Raw genomic sequence first — 18,761 nt, forward strand, 5'->3', positions numbered from 1 at the left:
ATGCTAGACAGCATTAAAGATAGCTTTACAGAAAGTATTCAAATTCAAATCGCAGCCGCAGAAGCTCTGCCTGATGCGATCACGCACGCCGCTCAAGCCATGGTTTCGAGCTTGCTGAATGGCAACAAAATTCTTTGCTGCGGCAACGGTGGCAGCGCCTCAAATGCACAACAGTTTGTTTCTTGTCTTTTAAATCGCTTTGAGACCGAGCGCCCTAGCCTTCCCGCTATGGCGTTGACTGCGGACAACACCACACTAACGGCAGTTGCAAACGACTACCACTACCAAGAGATTTTCTCTAAGCAAGTTCGTGCATTTGGCCAACCAGGCGATATTCTTCTGGCGCTTTCTACCAGTGGCAACAGCAAAAACATCATCAAAGCGATGGAGGCGGCCGTAACTCGCGACATGACCATTATCGCCCTAACAGGTAAAGATGGTGGTGAGATGGCAGGATTATTGGGCGAAAACGATGTAGAAATTCGCATTCCATCCCATCGCACGGCTCGCATTCACGAAGTGCATATGGTCACTCTTCACTGCTTATGCGATTTGATTGACCAAGTACTTTTCCCTGCTCACGAAGAATAACAGATTTGAGAATCAGCATTATGATACGTAGCCTTATCATTTTATGTACCATCTTAAGCTTGAGCGGATGTGCGGGACTGTTCATTGCTGGAGCTGCCACCACGGCAAATATTGTGACAGATACTCGCACCACGAAGCAGATCTGGCAAGACAACAATATTGAATTTGAAGTCGCAGCGATCGGTAATAAAGAACCGTTTAAAGGGCATGTTCGAGTTGTTGCGAGCTCGTACAATGGTACGGTTGTTTTAATGGGCCAAGCTCCAACTCAAGATTTGATCAATCAAATTGAGCAACGAGCTAGAGCTATTGATGGCGTCAAAACCATTCATAATCAAATTAAGGCTAAAGAGCCATTGAGCGTGACGCAAATCAGCAACGACAGCTGGATCACAACCAAGGTAAAATCGGCTCTATTAACCGACTCGGACCTCAATGGCGTTAAAGTCAAAGTCATTACAGAGGATGGTGACGTATTTTTGTTTGGCTATGTAACCGCTCAGCAAGGTGAACGCGCGACGGAGATTTCGCGGAATATCTCTGGCGTAAAACAGGTGATCAAAGGGTTCCAATACGGAGACGCAGAACCAGTTAAAGTCGATTTACCTAGCGACGGTGTGACAACACAGACACAGACACAGACACAGACACAGACACAGACACAAGATGATACTGATCCAGATGTCGAGACGTTTACCATCAGTGACTAAACGATATTGAAAAACTTGAAACCGAAGTATAAAAAAAGCAGCGTTAACGCTGCTTTTTATTTACTTAATCACTCTTAAGCTTGGTCGACCTTTAGGACGAGGAGCTTCTTCCTCTTGGGATTCTGCACCAATCTCCTCAGAAGTTTCTTCCGTCACCGCCTTAAAAGATGGTGACAAATCTTCTTCTTCAATCGTTTCTTCTTCGATGTGCGTGTACGCTTCTTCTGGTTCAAACATTGTTCCAGCACCGTTTTCACGAGCATAAATCGCTTGAACTGCATACACTGGCACGATCACTGAGTGTGGTCGGCCACTAAAACGAGCATGGAAGGTAATAGCATCATTACCCAACTCTAAGTTACCAACGGCACGAGGAGCAATATTCAAGATAATCTGACCATCTTGAACAAACTCAACAGGCACACGCACACCCGGCATAGTTGCATCAACAACCAAGTGGGGAGTTAAGTCATTGTCTACTAGCCAATCGTAAAATGCGCGAAGCATATACGGACGGCGAGCAGTCATTTTTGCAATATCCATAACGTCTCTAAATCGCTTAGCGAACTAGACGCATTTCACGTTCAGCTTCAGTTAAAGAAGCAAGGAATGAATCACGCTCAAATACGCGGTTCATGTATACCTTGATTTCTTTTGAGCCTGGGCCAACTAGGTCAATACCAAGTTGAGGTAGGCGCCACAATAGTGGAGCTAGGTAACAATCGATTAGGCTGAATTCTTCACTCATGAAGTATTCGTATTCAGCAAAAATTGGCGCTAGAGTCAGTAGATCGTTACGAAGTTTCGTACGCGCTTTTTCTGACTCTTCTGCATTACCTTTAACAATTTTTTCAGCTAGTGAGTACCAGTTACGTTCAATACGGTACATCATCAAACGGCTGTTACCACGAGCAACTGGGTAAACCGGCATTAGAGGTGGATGAGGGAAACGCTCGTCCAAGTACTCCATGATGATTTTTGAATCGTAAAGAGCTAGCTCACGGTCAACAAGAGTTGGCACTGATTTATATGGGTTTAGCTCAACAAGCTCAGCAGGAAGATTAGCTTCATCAACAAGCTCAACTTCAACACTTACGCCTTTTTCAGCTAGTACGATGCGAACCTGATGGCTATACAAATCTGATGCACTTGAGAAAAGAGTCATCACAGAACGTTTATTGGCAGCTACAGCCATGGAGCCCTCCAGTACACTTACAAATAAAAATAATGGAGGCTAAGCCTCCATTATCCATCAATTAAATTGGGAATTAGCACGGTATGATAGCACAATTAATGCACATCACGCCAATACTCTTTCTTAAGCATCACGACAACAATCGTTAGTAGAACTAGGAAGCCCATTACCCACCAACCCAAAGCATGACGCTCAAGTTGAACTGGGTCGCCGGCGTAAACCAAGAAGTTCACCAAGTCACCAACCGCTTTGTCATATTCGCCTTCGCTTAATTCGCCAGTACCGTTTGTCTCAGTACCAACAACCACTTTGACTTCTTCACCATCAACCATCTTAGTGCCGTACACTGGCGTTGGAATACCTTGCAGTTCTTCAAGAACGTGCGGCATACCAACACTTGGGAATACGATGTTGTTCACGCCAAATGGACGAGATGGATCAACATAGAAAGAGCGTAAGTATGTGTACAACCAATCCGCACCACGCACTCGGGCTACCAAAGTTAGATCCGGTGGTGGAGCACCAAACCAGTTTGCCGCCTGCTTCGGTGGCATAGCATTAACCATGAGGTCACCGATTTTCGCTTCAGGGTTGAAAATCAGATTTTCCTTCATTAGGTCAGCTGGAATATCTAAGTCTGTTGCTACACGCTCATAACGCTGGTATTGCGTAGAGTGACAAGCAAAACAATAGTTCATGAACAACTTCGCGCCATTTTGTAGCGAAGCTTTATCCGTTAGGTCCACGTTTGCTTTATCAAGCGGAACGTTGGCACCTGCTGCCATCGCAAGAGATGGCAACATAGCAAATAGAATTACAATCCACTTCTTCATTTGAATGTCACCCTCTCTGGTAATGGTTTGGTTGCTTCATTTTTGCTGTAGAAGAACAGCAGTACAAAGAACATGAAGTAACACAAGCTAAAGATCTGAGATAGTAGCGTGTACGTCGGTGTTGCAGGCAACGCACCTAAAATGCCCAGAGCGATAAAGGCGATAGTGAACTGAACAATATTCAATAGGTGGATTTTGCTACGGTAACGGTATGAACGTACTTTACAGCGATCCAACCAAGGCAGAACAAACAGTACAGCGATAGACGCACCCATTAGTATTACACCCAATAGCTTGTCTGGAACCGCACGCAAGATTGCGTAAAACGGAGTGAAGTACCATACCGGAGCGATGTGTTCAGGCGTCTTCAATGGGTTTGCAGCTTCAAAGTTAGGCGGCTCAAGGAAGTATCCACCCATTTCTGGGTTAAAGAACAACACATAACAGAAGAAGAACAAGAAGCCAGCGACACCAACCAAATCCTTAACCGTGCCATATGGATGGAAAGGAATAGAGTCAATAATGTCGTATTTCTTCGTGTAGTAATCGTGGAACTTGAACTGCGTTTTGTAATCATCGCCCATTGAACCTTTTGGTAACTTAGTTTCGATACCGTCAGGGTTGTTAGAGCCCACTTCGTGCAGTGCCAATACGTGAAGCACGATAAGTAGAAGTAGTACGATAGGCAGCGCAATTACGTGTAGTGCGAAGAAACGGTTCAACGTTGCACCTGAGATGATGTAGTCACCACGAATCCAAAGCGTTAAGTCATCACCGATAACAGGGATTGCACCAAACAGAGAAATGATTACCTGAGCGCCCCAGTATGACATCTGACCCCATGGTAGTAGGTAACCCATGAATGCTTCAGCCATTAGAACTAGAAAGATCAACATACCGAAGATCCACAGTAGTTCACGAGGCTTTTGGTACGAACCGTAGATCAGACCACGGAACATGTGCAGGTATACAACAACGAAAAACGCTGATGCGCCAGTTGAGTGCATGTAACGCAGAAGCCAACCGTACTCAACGTCACGCATGATGTATTCGATAGATGCAAAAGCACCTTCACCAGAAGGAACGTAGTTCATCGTTAGCCAAATACCCGTTAGGATTTGGTTGACAAGAACCAGCATCGCCAGAGAACCAAAAAGATACCAAAAGTTGAAGTTCTTCGGCATTGGGTATTCAGATAAATGCTTTTTATAAGCATTCATTGCTGGAATACGCTTTTCTACCCAATCTAATAGTGCTTGCATTATGCATCCCCCTCATCAACACCCACAATGAGCTTGGTGTCGCTCAAATACATGTGTTTAGGAACGACAAGGTTCAATGGAGCAGGTACCCCTTGGAATACTCGGCCTGCCATATCGAACTTAGAACCATGACAAGGGCAGAAGAAGCCAGACCTTACGCCCTGCACCTGCTCTGAGAAAGAGTCTGGTAGGTAGGTAGGTGAACAACCAAGGTGAGTACAGAAACCAACGGCAACAAAGTACTCTTCTTTAATCGAGCGAAACTCATTCTGAGCGTACTCTGGCTGCTGTTCCATTTCAGATTGTGGATCACGAAGCTTATCACTGATCGTTTTTAGGTTATCCAGAACGCTTTGAGTACGGCGAACAATCCATACAGGTTTCCCCTGCCACTCAACACGTACCAGCTGACCTGGTTCAATTTTACTTATATCCACTTCCACCGGTGCACCCGCCGCTTTGGCTTTAGCACTCGGATTCCATGATTTAATAAAAGGCACGGCGACGGCGACTGCCCCTAATCCACCAACAACTGCCGTTGTAGCGGTTAGAAAACGCCTGCGACCGTTATTTAAAGGCGCGTTGCTCATCCAAACATTCTCCCATTTGCTCCCTTTGGATCGTTATTATTCCGCTTATAAGAGCATGGCTAACAAATAATGAATTTAGTTCTAATTATTGGGGAGAAATGATAAAGAAAACCCTACTTTTTGACAAGATAAAGCTACCTTTTTGTAACATTTGTGAGGCAAATCGCTCGCGTCGTCACAAAAGCGGCAGAATTATAAAAAATTGATGTGATTTGTAACAAGAAAGCGAAATGAAGAACAACAAAATTAAGCCTCACATGCCTTTTATTTTGGTTGTTTTCAGAGAATTACACCGAATAAGTTTTCAATAAGTGACAAAAATCACTAACACGTAAATTTAAACTTTTGTAGCACAGGTAAAGCGTAAATATTGCGATAAAACCTTCGTAAAATGTTGCGTGGATATTAAGGGGAAGTGTTCTGAGATAACCAGAGATAACGGATGTTTTATCTGACAATAAAAAACAAAAAGCTCGGCATATAGCCGAGCTTTTGGTGCACAGTCCCAGAATAATTCTGGAAAACATAATTTCCGGTAAAAGGAAATTAACGCTTAGAGAACTGTGGACGACGACGTGCTTTACGTAGACCAACTTTCTTACGTTCAACGCAACGAGCGTCACGAGTAACGTAACCAGCTGCACGTAGAGCAGGACGTAGAGACTCATCGTATTCCATAAGCGCGCGAGTGATACCGTGACGGATAGCACCAGCTTGACCAGAAATACCGCCGCCTTTAACTGTAACGTAAAGGTCTAGCTTCTCAGTTAGTTCAACTAGCTCTAGAGGTTGTTTAACAACCATGCGAGAAGTTGGACGACCGAAGTATTCATCAAGGCTACGCTTGTTTACTACAATGTTGCCGCTGCCTGGTTTAATAAAAACACGTGCAGCTGAGCTTTTGCGACGGCCAGTGCCGTAGTATTGATTCTCTGCCATTTTCGAAATCCCCAATTAGATGTCTAGTACTTGTGGTTGTTGAGCAACATGGTTGTGCTCAGCGCCTGCGTAAACTTTAAGCTTACGGTACATAGCACGGCCTAGAGGACCACGTGGAAGCATGCCTTTAACTGCTAGCTCAAGAACCATCTCAGGTTTACGATCGATCAGCTTTTCAAAAGTGATAGATTTTAGACCACCTGGGAACTCAGAGTGACGGTAGTACACTTTGTCTTTAGCTTTGTTACCAGTTACAGCAACTTTCTCAGCGTTGATAACGATGATGTAGTCACCAGCGTCAACGTGAGGAGTGTATTCAGCTTTATGTTTGCCACGTAGGCGAGATGCAATTTCACTTGCTAGACGGCCAAGAGTTTTACCTTCAGCGTCTACAACGTACCAGTCGCGTTTTACAGTTTCTGGTTTAGCAACGAAAGTTTTCATGCTAATAATAACCCGTTAATTAAAATTTAAACTTTAAAGGAACACCCGTTTGGTGCTCCCACACTGTCTAAGAGCCCAGTCATCACCCCTTCGAGTCGTTGGTACTCTCGACCATCTATTTCGAAATAACTTCGATAATCCGGTCTGCAGTAACGGTGGGTCGCAGGATTATAGAGAAGAGCGAAGAAAAAATCACCTTTTTTTGCGCCAAATCACTAATTTTTTCTTCACTTTTTAAAGAGGCAATCAAATTTACGCCAAATGCTCGCGAGCAAGATACTCATGACTCTGCATCTCGGTTAAACGTGATACACAACGCTTGAACTCAAATTCCAGTTGTCCTTCGCTATATAAGGCATCCATCTCGACTTCCGCTGAAATAATCAGTTTTACGTTACGCTCATAAAACTCGTCGACTAAAGCAATAAAACGCCTCGCAGCATCATCAATTTTACGATTCATCTGACGCACATCGGCCAGTAAAACCGTGTGATAAATACGTGAAAGTTCAATGTAATCGTTTTGACTTCGAGCGGTTTGGCACAACTGCTCAAAAGAAGCATGTAACACCCCATCACTGGCTTCAATCACGTTAATCTGTCGATGATTAATGTCGATTTTGTGGGCAACGCTTTTACGCTCAGCCGTAAGCTGCTGATAATAGGTATTTAAATTAATAGAAGCCTGCTCATCCAATGGAAAATGGTAGATTTCGGCTTGTTCCAACGTCCTCAGACGATAATCGACACCACTATCCACATTTAGTACATGGCAACGCGCTAAAATCATATCAATAGCAGGAAGAAAACGTGCTCGCTGTAAGCCATTACGATATAAATTTTGTGGTTCGATGTTTGACGTCGCCACCAGCACCATCTGACGCTTAAACATTTCTTGCAACAATGTGGCAAGAATCATGGCATCAGTTATGTCAGAGACAAAGAACTCGTCAAAACAAACAATATCCGCTTCTTGTTTAAATAAGTCGGCAACTTTGGAGAGAGGATTTTCTACCTCCCCCAAACGCTTTAACTCGTCATGTACCCGATACATAAAGCGGTGAAAGTGCACGCGCATTTTTCTGTCAGTAGGTAAGGCATCAAAAAAGGCGTCCATTAAATAGGTTTTACCTCGGCCTACCCCGCCCCAAAAGTACAAACCTTTTGGGGGTTGAGGCATCTCGACCTTTTTACCCATGAGCTTTTGCCATTTAGAAAGTTGAGGGATCGGCGCAGACTGAAACTCAACAATATCATGGTAGAGTTTGTCTAAAGCGACAACGGCTTGATGCTGGGCTTCATCGCGCTGGAATCCATGTTCTGCTATATCTTTTTGATATCGTTTTAGTGGTGTCATCAGATTAAGTCGTGTTAGAGGTACAGAGAAAATGGTCACCTCGGGGTCAACTTTGAGAATAGAGAGAAGTAGTTATCAGTCCCCGAAGACATACTGCTATTTTTCTTTATCGGCTGTGAAAGCCATAGTAACATGGACAAGCACCGCGTGTAACTAAGTAGTAAAAGACTTGTTAAAACAACTATAAGGAGCAGTTATGCCTTGGATTTATGCCATTGTGGGTTTGCTGGTCGGTACAATCGTAGGCGTAGTCATTAGTAGACTAACCACCCCTGAATACAAGAAACAAAAGTCTGTGCAAAAAGAACTTGAAGCGGCTAAGTTTGAACTAGAGCAACAACGTCAAGAGCTCGTAGATCATTTTGCACAAACCGCAGAAATGTTGGATACCTTGGGTAAGGATTACACTAAACTCTACCAACATATGGCGAAGACCTCTTCAGAACTTCTGCCTAACTTGCCAGAACAAGATAACCCGTTTGATAAGAAAACGGCGATGTCTTCAGAGCAAATCAAAGAAGACCAACCAGAGGTCAACGAACAACCAAAAGACTACGCCAACGGCGCGACCGGTCTTTTGAAAGATCAAGAAAAAGAGATCATCAACGCTCCCGACGTGGTGACGGCTAAAGCCTCTTAACCTGCTCTTTTCCTTTCTTTTGGGTCGATATAAATCGTAATTTGTATCGACCCTTTTTGAACTTTTCTGCAGTAATCCCTCTCTAACTTGCATGTGAACTGCCGTCACCCTTTGAATATCCAAACTAGACCTTATATTAAAAATATCAATCAAGATAAGTTGATGTTCATAAACCTATGCAGGCAATTCGTTTCAGTCTGTTGCGGCCTTTGAATAATGGCATGCGCTATCGGTTGGGCTAAACGTACCCTGTCATGGATGACCAAACGCTTATTCTTATTGGTGTAAAGTGCGGATATTTCTTTTTGGCAGACATGTTTCAAGAGGAGTTACTGGATGAAAAAGCCATTGCTTGCGCTAACCGTTCTATCTTTAAGTTTGAGTTCTATTATCACGCCGATAACGGCCACGGCAGCACTGCCTCTAAGTGTTGATGGCCAGCAATTACCAAGCCTAGCCCCGATGCTAGAAAAAGTGACCCCAGCAGTCGTGAGCATTGCGGTTGAGGGTAAACAAGTTCAAACCAGTCGTATTCCGGAACAATTTCAGTTCTTCTTCGGCCCTGACTTCCCGATGGAGCAAACTCGAGAGCGTCCATTCCGCGGATTGGGCTCTGGCGTCATTATTGATGCCCAAAAAGGGCACATCGTCACTAACTATCATGTGATCAAAGGCGCGGATGAAATTCGAGTGCGCCTCTATGACGGCCGCGAGTACGATGCAGAACTCGTTGGTGGTGATGAGATGGCAGACGTCGCATTGCTGAAATTAGAAAAAGCGAAAAATCTAACTCAGATTAAGATTGCCGACTCTGACAAGTTACGCGTCGGCGACTTTACTGTTGCTATCGGCAACCCATTTGGTCTCGGCCAAACCGTCACCTCGGGTATCGTTTCTGCTCTGGGTCGTAGTGGTTTAAACGTGGAGAACTTCGAAAACTTCATCCAAACCGATGCCGCAATCAATAGTGGTAACTCTGGCGGTGCACTGGTGAACCTTAACGGTGAGCTGATCGGTATTAACACCGCCATTTTGGGGCCAAATGGCGGCAACGTCGGGATTGGTTTTGCTATCCCATCGAACATGATGAGAAACCTCACTGAGCAGATTTTAGAATTTGGTGAAGTAAAACGTGGCATGTTGGGCGTTCAAGGTGGTGAAGTGACCTCTGAGTTGGCAGAAGCACTAGGTTACGAGTCAAGTAAAGGGGCGTTCATCAGCCAAGTCGTGCCCGATAGCGCAGCGGACAAAGCGGGTCTAAAAGCCGGTGATGTGGTTGTCTCAGTTAACGGTAAGTCAATCGACACTTTCTCTGAGTTGCGCGCTAAAGTCGCCACATTAGGAGCGGGTAAGAAGATCACGCTAGGCGTTATTCGTGATGGTAAGAGCAAGTCGTTTGACGTGACTCTTGGCGAGTCCACCAACATGAAAGCCAAAGCGGAAACGTTGCATGAAGGCCTAAAAGGAGCAGAGTTAAGTAACACTACACCAAGTGATGCAATCCAAGGGGTAAAAGTCTCCAGTGTTGCAGAGAATTCACCTGCCGCGCAATACCAGCTAAAACAAGGTGACATCATTATTGGCGTCAATCGTCAACGAGTGAAAAACCTTGCGGAGCTTCGCTCTATTGTTGATAAACACAAAGGTGTGCTTGCACTAAATATCCAACGCGGGGAACGCACTATCTACTTGGTGATTCGATAGTCTCTAGCCTCTAAAATCAGGGCAAAACCAGACGATTGATTCATCACTCTTGGTGATGAAGCTCGAAGAGTTCAGCTTACTATCAATCTGATTATTAAAAGGGCAGTGCGATCACGCACTGCCCTTTTGTTATTTTTCAATGTAATGCTATTCTTCACCTTTCTATGCCATTTTGGCGCTCATGCATGGAGAGGATATGCTTAGCTTTTTATTACGTTCTGTCTTTTTAGGCTTAGCAACCGCTGCCGTTGTACTGCTCGCAGTTCCATCATTGCGCAATAACGTTATTCCTGTCGCGCTCGACCAACAACCGAAAAATATCGCATCTCTTGAGTTGTCGTTTAACCAAGCCGTAAGAAGAGCGGCGCCAGCGGTTGTGAATATCTACAGCCGAAAATACGTTGAAAACGACCGCAGTAAACTCTCGACACAAGGGCTGGGTTCTGGGGTTATCGTCAGCGAAAAAGGTTATATCATTACCAACTATCACGTGGTAGCTCAAGCAGACCAAGTCGTTGTTGCATTGCAAGATGGTCGAGCTGCTGCCGCTCAACTTGTTGGCACCGACAAACGCACGGACATTGCCGTTTTACGAGTTGAAGGTTCTAACCTACCTGTCATCCCATTGAATTCTGAATACAAACCTCAGGTTGGTGATGTCGTTTTAGCGATTGGTAACCCATACAACTTAGGGCAAACCACGACCTTCGGCATTATTTCCGCGACAGGTCGCTCTTCTATTAGCGATGGTCGTCAAGCCTTCATCCAAACTGATGCTGCAATCAATGAAGGTAACTCGGGCGGCGCATTGGTGAATACTCAAGGTGAATTGGTGGGCATCAACACCGCATCTTTCCAGCAGGCAACCGATCTTGAAACCTACGGTATCTCATTTGCAATCCCAGCCCCACTAGCCAGCAAAATTATGCAGAAAATCATAGCTGATGGTCGTGTGATTCGCGGCTACATCGGTATTGATGGGCAAGACATCAATGCAGTGACGGCCCGTTTACTAGGAAACGAGCACATTGGCGGTATCGTTGTTTTAGGTATCGACCCAAATGGTCCAGCAAGTGCCGCAGGCTTTGAAAAACAAGACATCATTATCAGTATCGATGGCAATAAAGTTCAGGGCCGTCAAAGCGTGATGGATATCGTCACGGATTTACGCCCAGGCACTTCTGTCGACGTTGGTATCATTCGTAAAGGCAAGGAAATGACTCTAAAAGTCACCATCGCCGAAGACAAACAAGAAGCATAAAAAAATCCCAGCCAATGGCTGGGATTTTTGTTTCTATTCGTTTTATTCGCTTTCGATCGATTCTTCAGTGCTGCTCGACTCACCAAGCTCAACGTCAATTCGCGTCACTCTCTGTAAGCCTCTTGGCAGCAGACTACCTCGGCGACCACGCTCACCACGGAAGTTCTCAAGATCAGCAGGTTTCAAACCTAGCTTGCGCTTACCAGCGTACAAGGTTAAAGAAGCACCTTGCGGCAACGCGATTAAGTGGGACAACACTTCTTCACGCTCTTTCGCTTTAGCTGCTGGGATGTTGATAATCTTGTTACCTTTACCTTTCGCTAATTGCGGCAAGTCTTTAATTGGGAACAACAACATACGCCCTTGGTTGGTAATCGCGAGAATCTCATCCGAATCCAGATCGCCGACTTCTTTTGGCGTCATCACTTCAGAATTTGCAGGCAACGTAACCAACGCTTTACCGCTACGGTTCTTCGATAGCAAATCAGCGCCTTTACACACAAAGCCGTAACCAGCATCGGAGCCCACCAGCCATAGCTGATCTTCTTCGCTCATGATCACCTGACGAATACTGCTACCCGCCGTGATATTCAAGCGACCAGTAATCGGCTCACCTTGACTACGTGCTGATGGCAACGAGTGCGACTCAAGCGAGTAACTTCGACCATCACTGCCAAGGAAGACCGCCGGCTGACTGCTCTTACCGCGCGCATGCGCCAAGTATTTATCGCCAGACTTGTAGTTCAAACTTTCCGCATCGACATCGTGTCCTTTCGCATGACGAACCCAACCTTTTTCAGACAGAACAACGGTAATTGGTTCACTTGGAACTAGGTCACGCTCAGTCAGTGCTTTTGCTTCAGCACGTTCAACTAAAGGAGAACGACGGTCATCGCCGTATTTCTCTGCGTCGGCTTTAATTTCTTTCTTAAGCAGTGTGTTCAGACGACGCTCAGAACCAAGCAGCTGCTCTAGCTTCTCACGCTCTTTCTCGAGTTCGTCTTGTTCACCACGGATCTTCATCTCTTCTAGCTTCGCTAGATGACGAAGTTTGGTATCCAGAATCGCATCGGCTTGAATATCGGTAATACCAAAGCGTTCCATCAACACCGCTTTTGGATCGTCTTCGGTACGAATGATCTCAATCACTTCATCTAGGTTGAGGTAAGCAACTAACAAACCTTCTAAGATGTGTAGACGAGCCATCACCTTGTCTAAACGGTATTGTAAACGACGACGCACGGTACTGCGGCGGAACTCAATCCACTCAGATAGGATCTGTACGAGACCTTTCACTTGAGGACGGTTATCCAAGCCAATCATGTTCAAGTTAACACGGTAGCTGCGCTCTAGATCAGTAGATGCAAACAAGTGGTTCATCAGCAAATCGCAATCGACGCGATTCGAACGTGGCACGATTACGATACGAGTTGGGTTCTCATGATCCGATTCGTCACGAAGATCTTCTACCATCGGTAGCTTCTTCGCACGCATTTGGTTTGCGATCTGCTCAAGCAGCTTCGAGCCAGACACTTGATGCGGAATCGACGTGATGACGATGTCTGACCCTTCTTTATGCCATACCGCACGCATCTTGATGCTGCCACGGCCGTTGCGATAGATCTTTTCAATTTCCGCTTGAGGCGAAATGATCTCCGCTTCTGTTGGGTAATCTGGACCTTTCACAAACTGCATAACTTCAGGCAATTCTGCTTTCGGATTGTCGATCAGATGGATAGTTGCGTCAGCCACTTCACGAACGTTGTGAGGTGGGATATCTGTCGCCATACCAACCGCGATACCCGTTACGCCATTCAACAAGATATGAGGTAGACGTGCTGGCAACATTTGAGGCTCTTTCATCGTGCCATCAAAGTTTGGTTGCCATTCCACAGTGCCCTGACCTAACTCACCAAGCAATACTTCTGCAAACTTCGACAGTTTCGCTTCGGTATAACGCATTGCCGCGAAAGATTTCGGGTCATCCGGAGCACCCCAGTTTCCCTGACCATCAACCAGTGGGTAACGGTAAGAGAATGGTTGCGCCATTAATACCATCGCTTCGTAACATGCAGAGTCACCGTGCGGGTGGTATTTACCTAACACGTCACCAACGGTACGTGCAGACTTTTTGTATTTTGCTGATGCCGAAAGACCAAGCTCCGACATCGCGTAAATGATGCGTCGTTGAACCGGTTTTAAACCATCGCCAATGTATGGCAATGCACGGTCCATGATTACGTACATCGAGTAGTTCAGATAAGCGTCTTCAGTGAACTTGCGCATTGGCAACTGTTCAACGCCATCGTAGGTAATTTCTGTAGACATCCGTTAAACCTCTGCCAAATCGCCGTTGTTTTGTAGCCAAGAACGACGGTCATCTGCGCGTTTTTTACCTAGCAGCATGTCCATCATTTCCATAGTGGCTTCAGAGTCGTCGATCGTAAGTTGAACCAAACGACGCGTGTTCGGATCCATTGTGGTCTCGCGTAGCTGAATTGGGTTCATCTCACCCAGACCTTTGAATCGTTGTACGTTGATTTTGGCTTTCTTCTTCGACAAACGTTCTAGAATGCCATCTTTTTCATCGTCATCGAGGGCGTAGAAGACTTCTTTACCACAGTCGATTCGATACAGAGGCGGCATTGCTACATAGATATGACCCGCTTCAACGAGCGCGCGGAAGTGACGAGTAAACAAAGCACACAATAGCGTTGCGATGTGAAGACCGTCCGAGTCCGCATCGGCAAGGATACAAATTTTACCGTAGCGTAGGCTGTCAAGGTTGTCGCTGTCTGGGTCGATACCCAACGCAACCGAGATGTCATGCACTTCTTGAGACGCCAGAACTTGATCGGCAGAGACTTCCCATGTGTTTAGGATCTTACCACGCAGTGGCATTACCGCTTGGAATTCACGATCTCGGGCTTGCTTCGCGCTGCCACCCGCCGAGTCACCCTCCACGAAGAAGATTTCGGTGCGATTTAAGTCTTGTACGGAACAGTCTGTTAGCTTACCTGGCAAGGCAGGACCCGATGCGACTTTTTTACGTACGACTTTCTTGCTTGCGCGCATACGACGGTGCGCGTTAGCAATACACACTTCCGCTAGTTGCTCTGCAAGTTGAGGCTTTTCGTTTAGCCACAGACTGAATGCATCTTTTACCACACCAGAGACAAACGCAGCGGTTTGACGAGAAGAAAGACGCTCTTTAGTCTGACCAGCAAACTGTGGATCTTGGATCTTAACCGACAACACGTACGAACAACGGTCGAAAACATCATCGCCCGTTAGCTTCACACCACGTGGTAGCAAGTTGCGGAATTCACAGAACTCACGCATCGCATCCAACAAACCTTGGCGAAGACCATTTACGTGTGTACCACCCTGAGCTGTTGGGATAAGGTTCACGTAACTTTCGGTGATCATCTCGCCGCCTTCTGGCTGCCAGATTACTGCCCAGTTTGCTGCTTCTGTGTCTGCAGAGAACTCACCAGTAAACGGTTCTTCTGGTAGTACTGGGTAACCTTTTACGCCTTCGGCTAGATAGTCTTTCAAACCATCTTCGTAGTACCACTGGTAGTCTTTGTTGTTTACTTTATCGGTAAACGTAATTTCTAGACCTGGGCAAAGTACCGCTTTCGCTCGTAGGTTGTTCACCAAACGAGTTACAGAGAAGTTAGCTGAATCGAAATACTTCGCATCCGGCCAAAAGTGCACGCTAGTACCGCGATTGCGGCGACCACATGTGCCCGTTACAGTAAGGTCTGATACTTTGTCACCGTGCTCAAAAGCAATTTCGTACACTTGACCATCACGACGTACCGTCACTTCAACTCGCTTAGACAGCGCGTTTACTACTGAGATACCTACACCGTGCAAACCACCTGAAAACTGGTAGTTTTTGTTGGAGAATTTACCACCCGCATGGAGCTTACATAAGATCAGCTCAACACCAGATACTTTCTCTTCAGGGTGGATATCAACAGGCATGCCTCGACCATCATCGATCACTTCTAGTGATTGGTCAGCATGTAGGATGACTTGTACTTTTGAGGCATGTCCGGCTAGCGCTTCATCGACACTGTTATCGATAACTTCTTGGCCCAAGTGGTTTGGGCGCGCTGTATCCGTATACATCCCTGGTCGGCGACGTACTGGCTCAAGGCCATTCAGTACTTCAATGGCACCAGCATTATATTGTTCAGTCATAATACGGAATTGTTCTCAAAGTTTACTTGTTACCCAAGTCTTACCTATCGGTAAGCACACACTCAGGAAACGAAAAAGCTACCCTGTCAGCATCGTTAAGTGTTTATAAATCTGATGCATAACAACGTAGCCAGGGTCGATGACCCTTAAGATCTTTAGGCAAAACATAGTCGGAAAGCATACCGCCTATGTCAAGAAACAGTTGGATATATCAATAAAAACTATGAGCCTATTCCAATCGTCTCATTAGTATTACAGTTCAGGAATTCGATAATCTTAGCAGGATAACGCTCAAAGCCTACAAAACTGTGATCACCGCCTTGTTCTACCGTTTGCTTAGCTTTTGCAAACTTATCTACCGCTTGGCGATAGTCTAAAACCTCGTCTTCGGTTTGCTGCAACAACCAGAAAGAGTTAGGCGACGCGATGCTTTGTACATCAAGAGCTTTTAACTCGTCAATATGACAAGCTTCAAGTGTATAGGTTTCATGCGTGTATGGGTTGGTTTGCTCCCCCAAATAATCAACAAGCAACTCATAAGGTTTAACTGCAGGGTTCACGACAACCGCTTTAAAACCGTACTTAGCGTTTAACCACGTCGACATGTAACCACCAAGCGAGCTACCCACTAAGCCAATGTTGTAGTCGTCTTTGTATTGCTCAACAATATCCAACAACAATTGAGCCGCTTGTTCAGGAAAGCAAGGCAATTGTGGGACGATGACTTTGATGTCCGGACGATGCTGCGCGCAATATTCTCTCATTAAATTGGCTTTCATTGAGAGCGGTGAGCTGTTGAAACCGTGGATGTACAATAGAAGTGAAGGTTTACTCATAGAAGTCTCGCATGAAAAAGCGAGCCCGAACTTAGAGCTCGGGCATCATTAATATCCGTTGGAAGAGAAATCTGGCTGGAATTGGCCTTCTGGTAAACGGTCGACATGGGTTGTGATGTCGCCGTTGGTGTGCAGTTCTAGCTCACGCCAACCTGGGGATGTGGTATCAAGCGCGAAATCATCGGAATTCGGCTTAAACTGGACACACGTTGATGGTGTTGCCATCACTCGAATACCTTTGTGTATTACGTTCATGTCTTGATGAACATGCCCACACAAAATGCCTTTTACATTGTCGAATCGATCCACAACTTGCCAAAACGCTTCTGCGTCTTTCAACGTATGCTGATCAAGCCAAGCGCTCCCCACCAGCAAAGGATGGTGATGCAATAAAACCAGTGTATGACGCTCAGGAAATTCCGTTAATTTCTCTTCCAAAAGAGTCAACTGCTGATCGCTTAAACGCCCATGAGGTACGCCTACTACTTGAGAATCAAGCAAAATCAATTGCCACTTTTCACCCAGCAACACATGTTCTGCCGCTTGAATTTGTGGTGAAGGTAACACACTGCCCATATTGGGTTTGTAATCGTGATTCCCCGGCAGCCAATAACAATCCTTTTGCAGCGGCGCAATGCCATCAGCAAATCGTTGATAAGACTCGGCGCTATGATCCTGTGAAATATCGCCAGTCGCTAAAATGTAATCAAACCCCACTTTGCGGCGCAAAACTTCGTTAACCACAGCAGAAAAGCTGTCGGCTGTTTTTACGCTCAGCAAACTTCCCTCGTCTGCAGCGAACAGATGAGTATCCGTGATTTGTAAAAGTTTGATGCTGTCATTCGATGATTGCAAAATGAAAACCTGATTCGTTCACTCTATAGTTTCTTGTTATTTTCCTTGAATGACGTGACGATCAATTGAAGGCAAGCGGCGTTCTACTAATGCCACTTCGTAGACAAAACGTCAGCCATTCACCAAGGAACGTATTAAGTTGATGCTTTTCATCTCTCTGCATCAACTGGTCATTGGGATAATCATATTTAGCTTTAATGCGTGAGAACTCTCCGCTTGAGCATACTTCAGCAACTCTCGCATCGTGATAAAGCCTGACAGACATCGTCGGCAAAGGAAACACTGGCGTTTCATCACTCTGACATATCTCAACAACTGTGGTGTATTTTGTGATTTCATTCACGGTCAGTTGGTAAACCATGTTCGCCGCTTGATAGCAACGTACATCCCCAACCTCAGCAGAGACAGGCAGTAAGGCATTTAACTTAGCGTAATTGGTCTCATAGGTTCTCATCAGACCCGCTAAATCAACATGATATCGCTGTTTTTCAGCCACCTGCGCCATTACTTACTCTCCACTATTTGGGGATATCCCCATTGTGACCTCAACTCTTGATGGTTTAATTGCAACCATTGCAACGCAATAATTGAAGCACCATTCTCAAATATTCCGTCTTTCACCCATTGGTACGCTTGTTCACGACTTAGCACATGAACTCGAATGTCTTCATCTTCATAGTCTAAACCATGAATGCCGTGCGCTTTAGAAGCATCAACTTCACCAACAAACACATCCAGTTTTTCAGAACATCCACCGGAAGAAGGATAATAAGACGTGACTGATGCCACTCGCCCTACGGTAATGCCGGCTTCTTCTTCGGCTTCACGGCGAATCACCTCTTCTTCGGATTCAGCGCGATCGATCATACCGGCGACAATTTCTAGCTGCCAAGGGTGTTCATGTTCCAATGCGCCAATGCGGATCTGCTCAATGATAACCACTTGATCCGTTTTAGGATCGTAGGGCAGCATTGCCGCGGCATGGCCACGCTCGAACATTTCTCGTTCAACCACGTCGCTCCAACCACCAGCGAATAGCTTATGCTTAAAACGGTACTTCACCATTTTAAAGAAGCCTTCAAACACAGATTCTTTCGAGATGATTTCTACGTCTCGTGAAGTAAACTCATCTTGTCGTTTGTCACACTGTTGCATTCAACACCTCTCTGAGTGAATCTTGTAGTTTACTCATTGTTAATCACTTGCTCAAAGGACTTGGCTCAACTTTTTGTACAATAGTTATAATTTATTTTAAGTCTGAGTCAAAAATTTATTGCACAGATGGATAATTACGTGTAAAAAAGTGCAAACTTTAGAGTAAATATCGTTCAAA

Annotated in this window: 19 protein-coding genes; 5 read left to right on the plus strand and 14 right to left on the minus strand. The window is 45.4% G+C overall.

The features are described from left to right. Positions 1-591 carry a phosphoheptose isomerase gene (locus NL646_RS18145; protein WP_005458175.1) on the plus strand — a complete coding sequence of 197 codons (591 nt, stop codon included), beginning with the start codon at positions 1-3 and terminating at the stop codon, positions 589-591. 20 nt (positions 592-611) lie between these two features. After that, a complete protein-coding gene (locus tag NL646_RS18150; protein WP_025792666.1) occupies positions 612-1,301 on the plus strand; it encodes a BON domain-containing protein in 690 nt (229 codons plus the stop codon). 60 nt (positions 1,302-1,361) lie between these two features. Here NL646_RS18150 and sspB read toward each other — a convergent pair whose 3' ends face one another. The 8 genes from sspB to zapE form a co-directional block, all read right to left on the minus strand. Next, positions 1,362-1,844, minus strand: coding sequence for a ClpXP protease specificity-enhancing factor (gene sspB, locus NL646_RS18155; protein ID WP_005458208.1), 483 nt, complete (start codon positions 1,842-1,844; stop codon positions 1,362-1,364). A 16-nt stretch (positions 1,845-1,860) separates the two neighbouring features. Beyond that, on the minus strand, positions 1,861-2,496 hold the full coding sequence (gene sspA / locus NL646_RS18160) for a stringent starvation protein SspA (RefSeq protein WP_005458199.1): 636 nt from the start codon (positions 2,494-2,496) through the stop codon (positions 1,861-1,863). A 95-nt stretch (positions 2,497-2,591) separates the two neighbouring features. After that, complete coding sequence (locus tag NL646_RS18165) at positions 2,592-3,329, minus strand: cytochrome c1 (RefSeq protein ID WP_005479715.1); 738 nt, start codon at positions 3,327-3,329, stop codon at positions 2,592-2,594. Beyond that, positions 3,326-4,591 carry a cytochrome bc complex cytochrome b subunit gene (locus NL646_RS18170; RefSeq protein ID WP_005479717.1) on the minus strand — a complete coding sequence of 422 codons (1,266 nt, stop codon included), beginning with the start codon at positions 4,589-4,591 and terminating at the stop codon, positions 3,326-3,328. The genes NL646_RS18165 and NL646_RS18170 overlap by 4 nt, the downstream gene beginning before the upstream one ends. Next, entirely contained in the window at positions 4,591-5,181 is a 591-nt protein-coding gene (gene petA, locus NL646_RS18175; protein ID WP_005479718.1) for a ubiquinol-cytochrome c reductase iron-sulfur subunit, read from the minus strand. The genes NL646_RS18170 and petA overlap by 1 nt, the downstream gene beginning before the upstream one ends. 546 nt (positions 5,182-5,727) lie before the next feature. Then, a complete protein-coding gene (gene rpsI / locus NL646_RS18180; protein WP_005458217.1) occupies positions 5,728-6,120 on the minus strand; it encodes a 30S ribosomal protein S9 in 393 nt (130 codons plus the stop codon). Between the two features lie 15 nt (positions 6,121-6,135). Next, positions 6,136-6,564: a 50S ribosomal protein L13 gene (gene rplM, locus NL646_RS18185; RefSeq protein ID WP_005396465.1), complete on the minus strand. Its 429-nt coding sequence runs from the start codon at positions 6,562-6,564 to the stop codon at positions 6,136-6,138. 252 nt (positions 6,565-6,816) lie between these two features. Beyond that, complete coding sequence (zapE, locus tag NL646_RS18190; RefSeq protein WP_025441279.1) at positions 6,817-7,920, minus strand: cell division protein ZapE; 1,104 nt, start codon at positions 7,918-7,920, stop codon at positions 6,817-6,819. Between the two features lie 196 nt (positions 7,921-8,116). Between zapE and zapG the strand changes: the two genes are divergently transcribed. The 3 genes from zapG to degS all read left to right on the plus strand — a co-directional run bounded on the left by zapG (position 8,117) and on the right by degS (position 11,525). Then, positions 8,117-8,560, plus strand: coding sequence for a Z-ring associated protein ZapG (gene zapG / locus NL646_RS18195; RefSeq protein ID WP_005457173.1), 444 nt, complete (start codon positions 8,117-8,119; stop codon positions 8,558-8,560). A gap of 336 nt (positions 8,561-8,896) precedes the next feature. Further along, positions 8,897-10,264, plus strand: coding sequence for a Do family serine endopeptidase (locus NL646_RS18200; protein WP_005457169.1), 1,368 nt, complete (start codon positions 8,897-8,899; stop codon positions 10,262-10,264). Between the two features lie 196 nt (positions 10,265-10,460). Continuing rightward, a complete protein-coding gene (gene degS / locus NL646_RS18205; RefSeq protein WP_005490480.1) occupies positions 10,461-11,525 on the plus strand; it encodes an outer membrane-stress sensor serine endopeptidase DegS in 1,065 nt (354 codons plus the stop codon). A 42-nt stretch (positions 11,526-11,567) separates the two neighbouring features. On the opposite strand, the gene parC is transcribed toward degS, so the two are convergent. From parC to nudF, 6 genes are all read right to left on the minus strand, one after another. Then, positions 11,568-13,853, minus strand: coding sequence for a DNA topoisomerase IV subunit A (gene parC / locus NL646_RS18210; RefSeq protein WP_024700365.1), 2,286 nt, complete (start codon positions 13,851-13,853; stop codon positions 11,568-11,570). A gap of 3 nt (positions 13,854-13,856) precedes the next feature. Then, positions 13,857-15,737, minus strand: coding sequence for a DNA topoisomerase IV subunit B (gene parE / locus NL646_RS18215; RefSeq protein ID WP_005457157.1), 1,881 nt, complete (start codon positions 15,735-15,737; stop codon positions 13,857-13,859). Between the two features lie 221 nt (positions 15,738-15,958). Then, positions 15,959-16,573 carry an esterase YqiA gene (yqiA, locus tag NL646_RS18220; protein WP_253664509.1) on the minus strand — a complete coding sequence of 205 codons (615 nt, stop codon included), beginning with the start codon at positions 16,571-16,573 and terminating at the stop codon, positions 15,959-15,961. A 48-nt stretch (positions 16,574-16,621) separates the two neighbouring features. Beyond that, positions 16,622-17,428, minus strand: coding sequence for a 3',5'-cyclic-AMP phosphodiesterase (gene cpdA / locus NL646_RS18225; protein WP_017449192.1), 807 nt, complete (start codon positions 17,426-17,428; stop codon positions 16,622-16,624). Between the two features lie 61 nt (positions 17,429-17,489). After that, on the minus strand, positions 17,490-17,933 hold the full coding sequence (locus NL646_RS18230) for a DUF1249 family protein (RefSeq protein WP_005482022.1): 444 nt from the start codon (positions 17,931-17,933) through the stop codon (positions 17,490-17,492). Then, positions 17,933-18,583 carry an ADP-ribose diphosphatase gene (nudF, locus tag NL646_RS18235; RefSeq protein ID WP_253664510.1) on the minus strand — a complete coding sequence of 217 codons (651 nt, stop codon included), beginning with the start codon at positions 18,581-18,583 and terminating at the stop codon, positions 17,933-17,935. Before nudF ends, NL646_RS18230 begins: the two co-directional genes overlap by 1 nt. Between the last annotated feature and the right edge of the window lie 178 nt (positions 18,584-18,761).

The organism is Vibrio sp. Y20_XG_PY13 (genome assembly GCF_024181925.1).
In the GTDB taxonomy this organism is placed as follows: domain Bacteria; phylum Pseudomonadota; class Gammaproteobacteria; order Enterobacterales; family Vibrionaceae; genus Vibrio; species Vibrio parahaemolyticus.

What these genes read in the sequence shown, in the direction of transcription:
- NL646_RS18145 (WP_005458175.1), top strand. Translation starts at nt 1, where the DNA reads ATGCTAGACAGCATTAAAGATAGCTTTACAGAAAGTATTCAAATTCAA.
- NL646_RS18150 (WP_025792666.1), top strand. Translation starts at nt 612, where the DNA reads ATGATACGTAGCCTTATCATTTTATGTACCATCTTAAGCTTGAGCGGA.
- sspB (WP_005458208.1), bottom strand. Translation starts at nt 1,844, where the DNA reads ATGGATATTGCAAAAATGACTGCTCGCCGTCCGTATATGCTTCGCGCA.
- sspA (WP_005458199.1), bottom strand. Translation starts at nt 2,496, where the DNA reads ATGGCTGTAGCTGCCAATAAACGTTCTGTGATGACTCTTTTCTCAAGT.
- NL646_RS18165 (WP_005479715.1), bottom strand. Translation starts at nt 3,329, where the DNA reads ATGAAGAAGTGGATTGTAATTCTATTTGCTATGTTGCCATCTCTTGCG.
- NL646_RS18170 (WP_005479717.1), bottom strand. Translation starts at nt 4,591, where the DNA reads ATGCAAGCACTATTAGATTGGGTAGAAAAGCGTATTCCAGCAATGAAT.
- petA (WP_005479718.1), bottom strand. Translation starts at nt 5,181, where the DNA reads ATGAGCAACGCGCCTTTAAATAACGGTCGCAGGCGTTTTCTAACCGCT.
- rpsI (WP_005458217.1), bottom strand. Translation starts at nt 6,120, where the DNA reads ATGGCAGAGAATCAATACTACGGCACTGGCCGTCGCAAAAGCTCAGCT.
- rplM (WP_005396465.1), bottom strand. Translation starts at nt 6,564, where the DNA reads ATGAAAACTTTCGTTGCTAAACCAGAAACTGTAAAACGCGACTGGTAC.
- zapE (WP_025441279.1), bottom strand. Translation starts at nt 7,920, where the DNA reads ATGACACCACTAAAACGATATCAAAAAGATATAGCAGAACATGGATTC.
- zapG (WP_005457173.1), top strand. Translation starts at nt 8,117, where the DNA reads ATGCCTTGGATTTATGCCATTGTGGGTTTGCTGGTCGGTACAATCGTA.
- NL646_RS18200 (WP_005457169.1), top strand. Translation starts at nt 8,897, where the DNA reads ATGAAAAAGCCATTGCTTGCGCTAACCGTTCTATCTTTAAGTTTGAGT.
- degS (WP_005490480.1), top strand. Translation starts at nt 10,461, where the DNA reads ATGCTTAGCTTTTTATTACGTTCTGTCTTTTTAGGCTTAGCAACCGCT.
- parC (WP_024700365.1), bottom strand. Translation starts at nt 13,853, where the DNA reads ATGTCTACAGAAATTACCTACGATGGCGTTGAACAGTTGCCAATGCGC.
- parE (WP_005457157.1), bottom strand. Translation starts at nt 15,737, where the DNA reads ATGACTGAACAATATAATGCTGGTGCCATTGAAGTACTGAATGGCCTT.
- yqiA (WP_253664509.1), bottom strand. Translation starts at nt 16,573, where the DNA reads ATGAGTAAACCTTCACTTCTATTGTACATCCACGGTTTCAACAGCTCA.
- NL646_RS18230 (WP_005482022.1), bottom strand. Translation starts at nt 17,933, where the DNA reads ATGGCGCAGGTGGCTGAAAAACAGCGATATCATGTTGATTTAGCGGGT.
- nudF (WP_253664510.1), bottom strand. Translation starts at nt 18,583, where the DNA reads ATGCAACAGTGTGACAAACGACAAGATGAGTTTACTTCACGAGACGTA.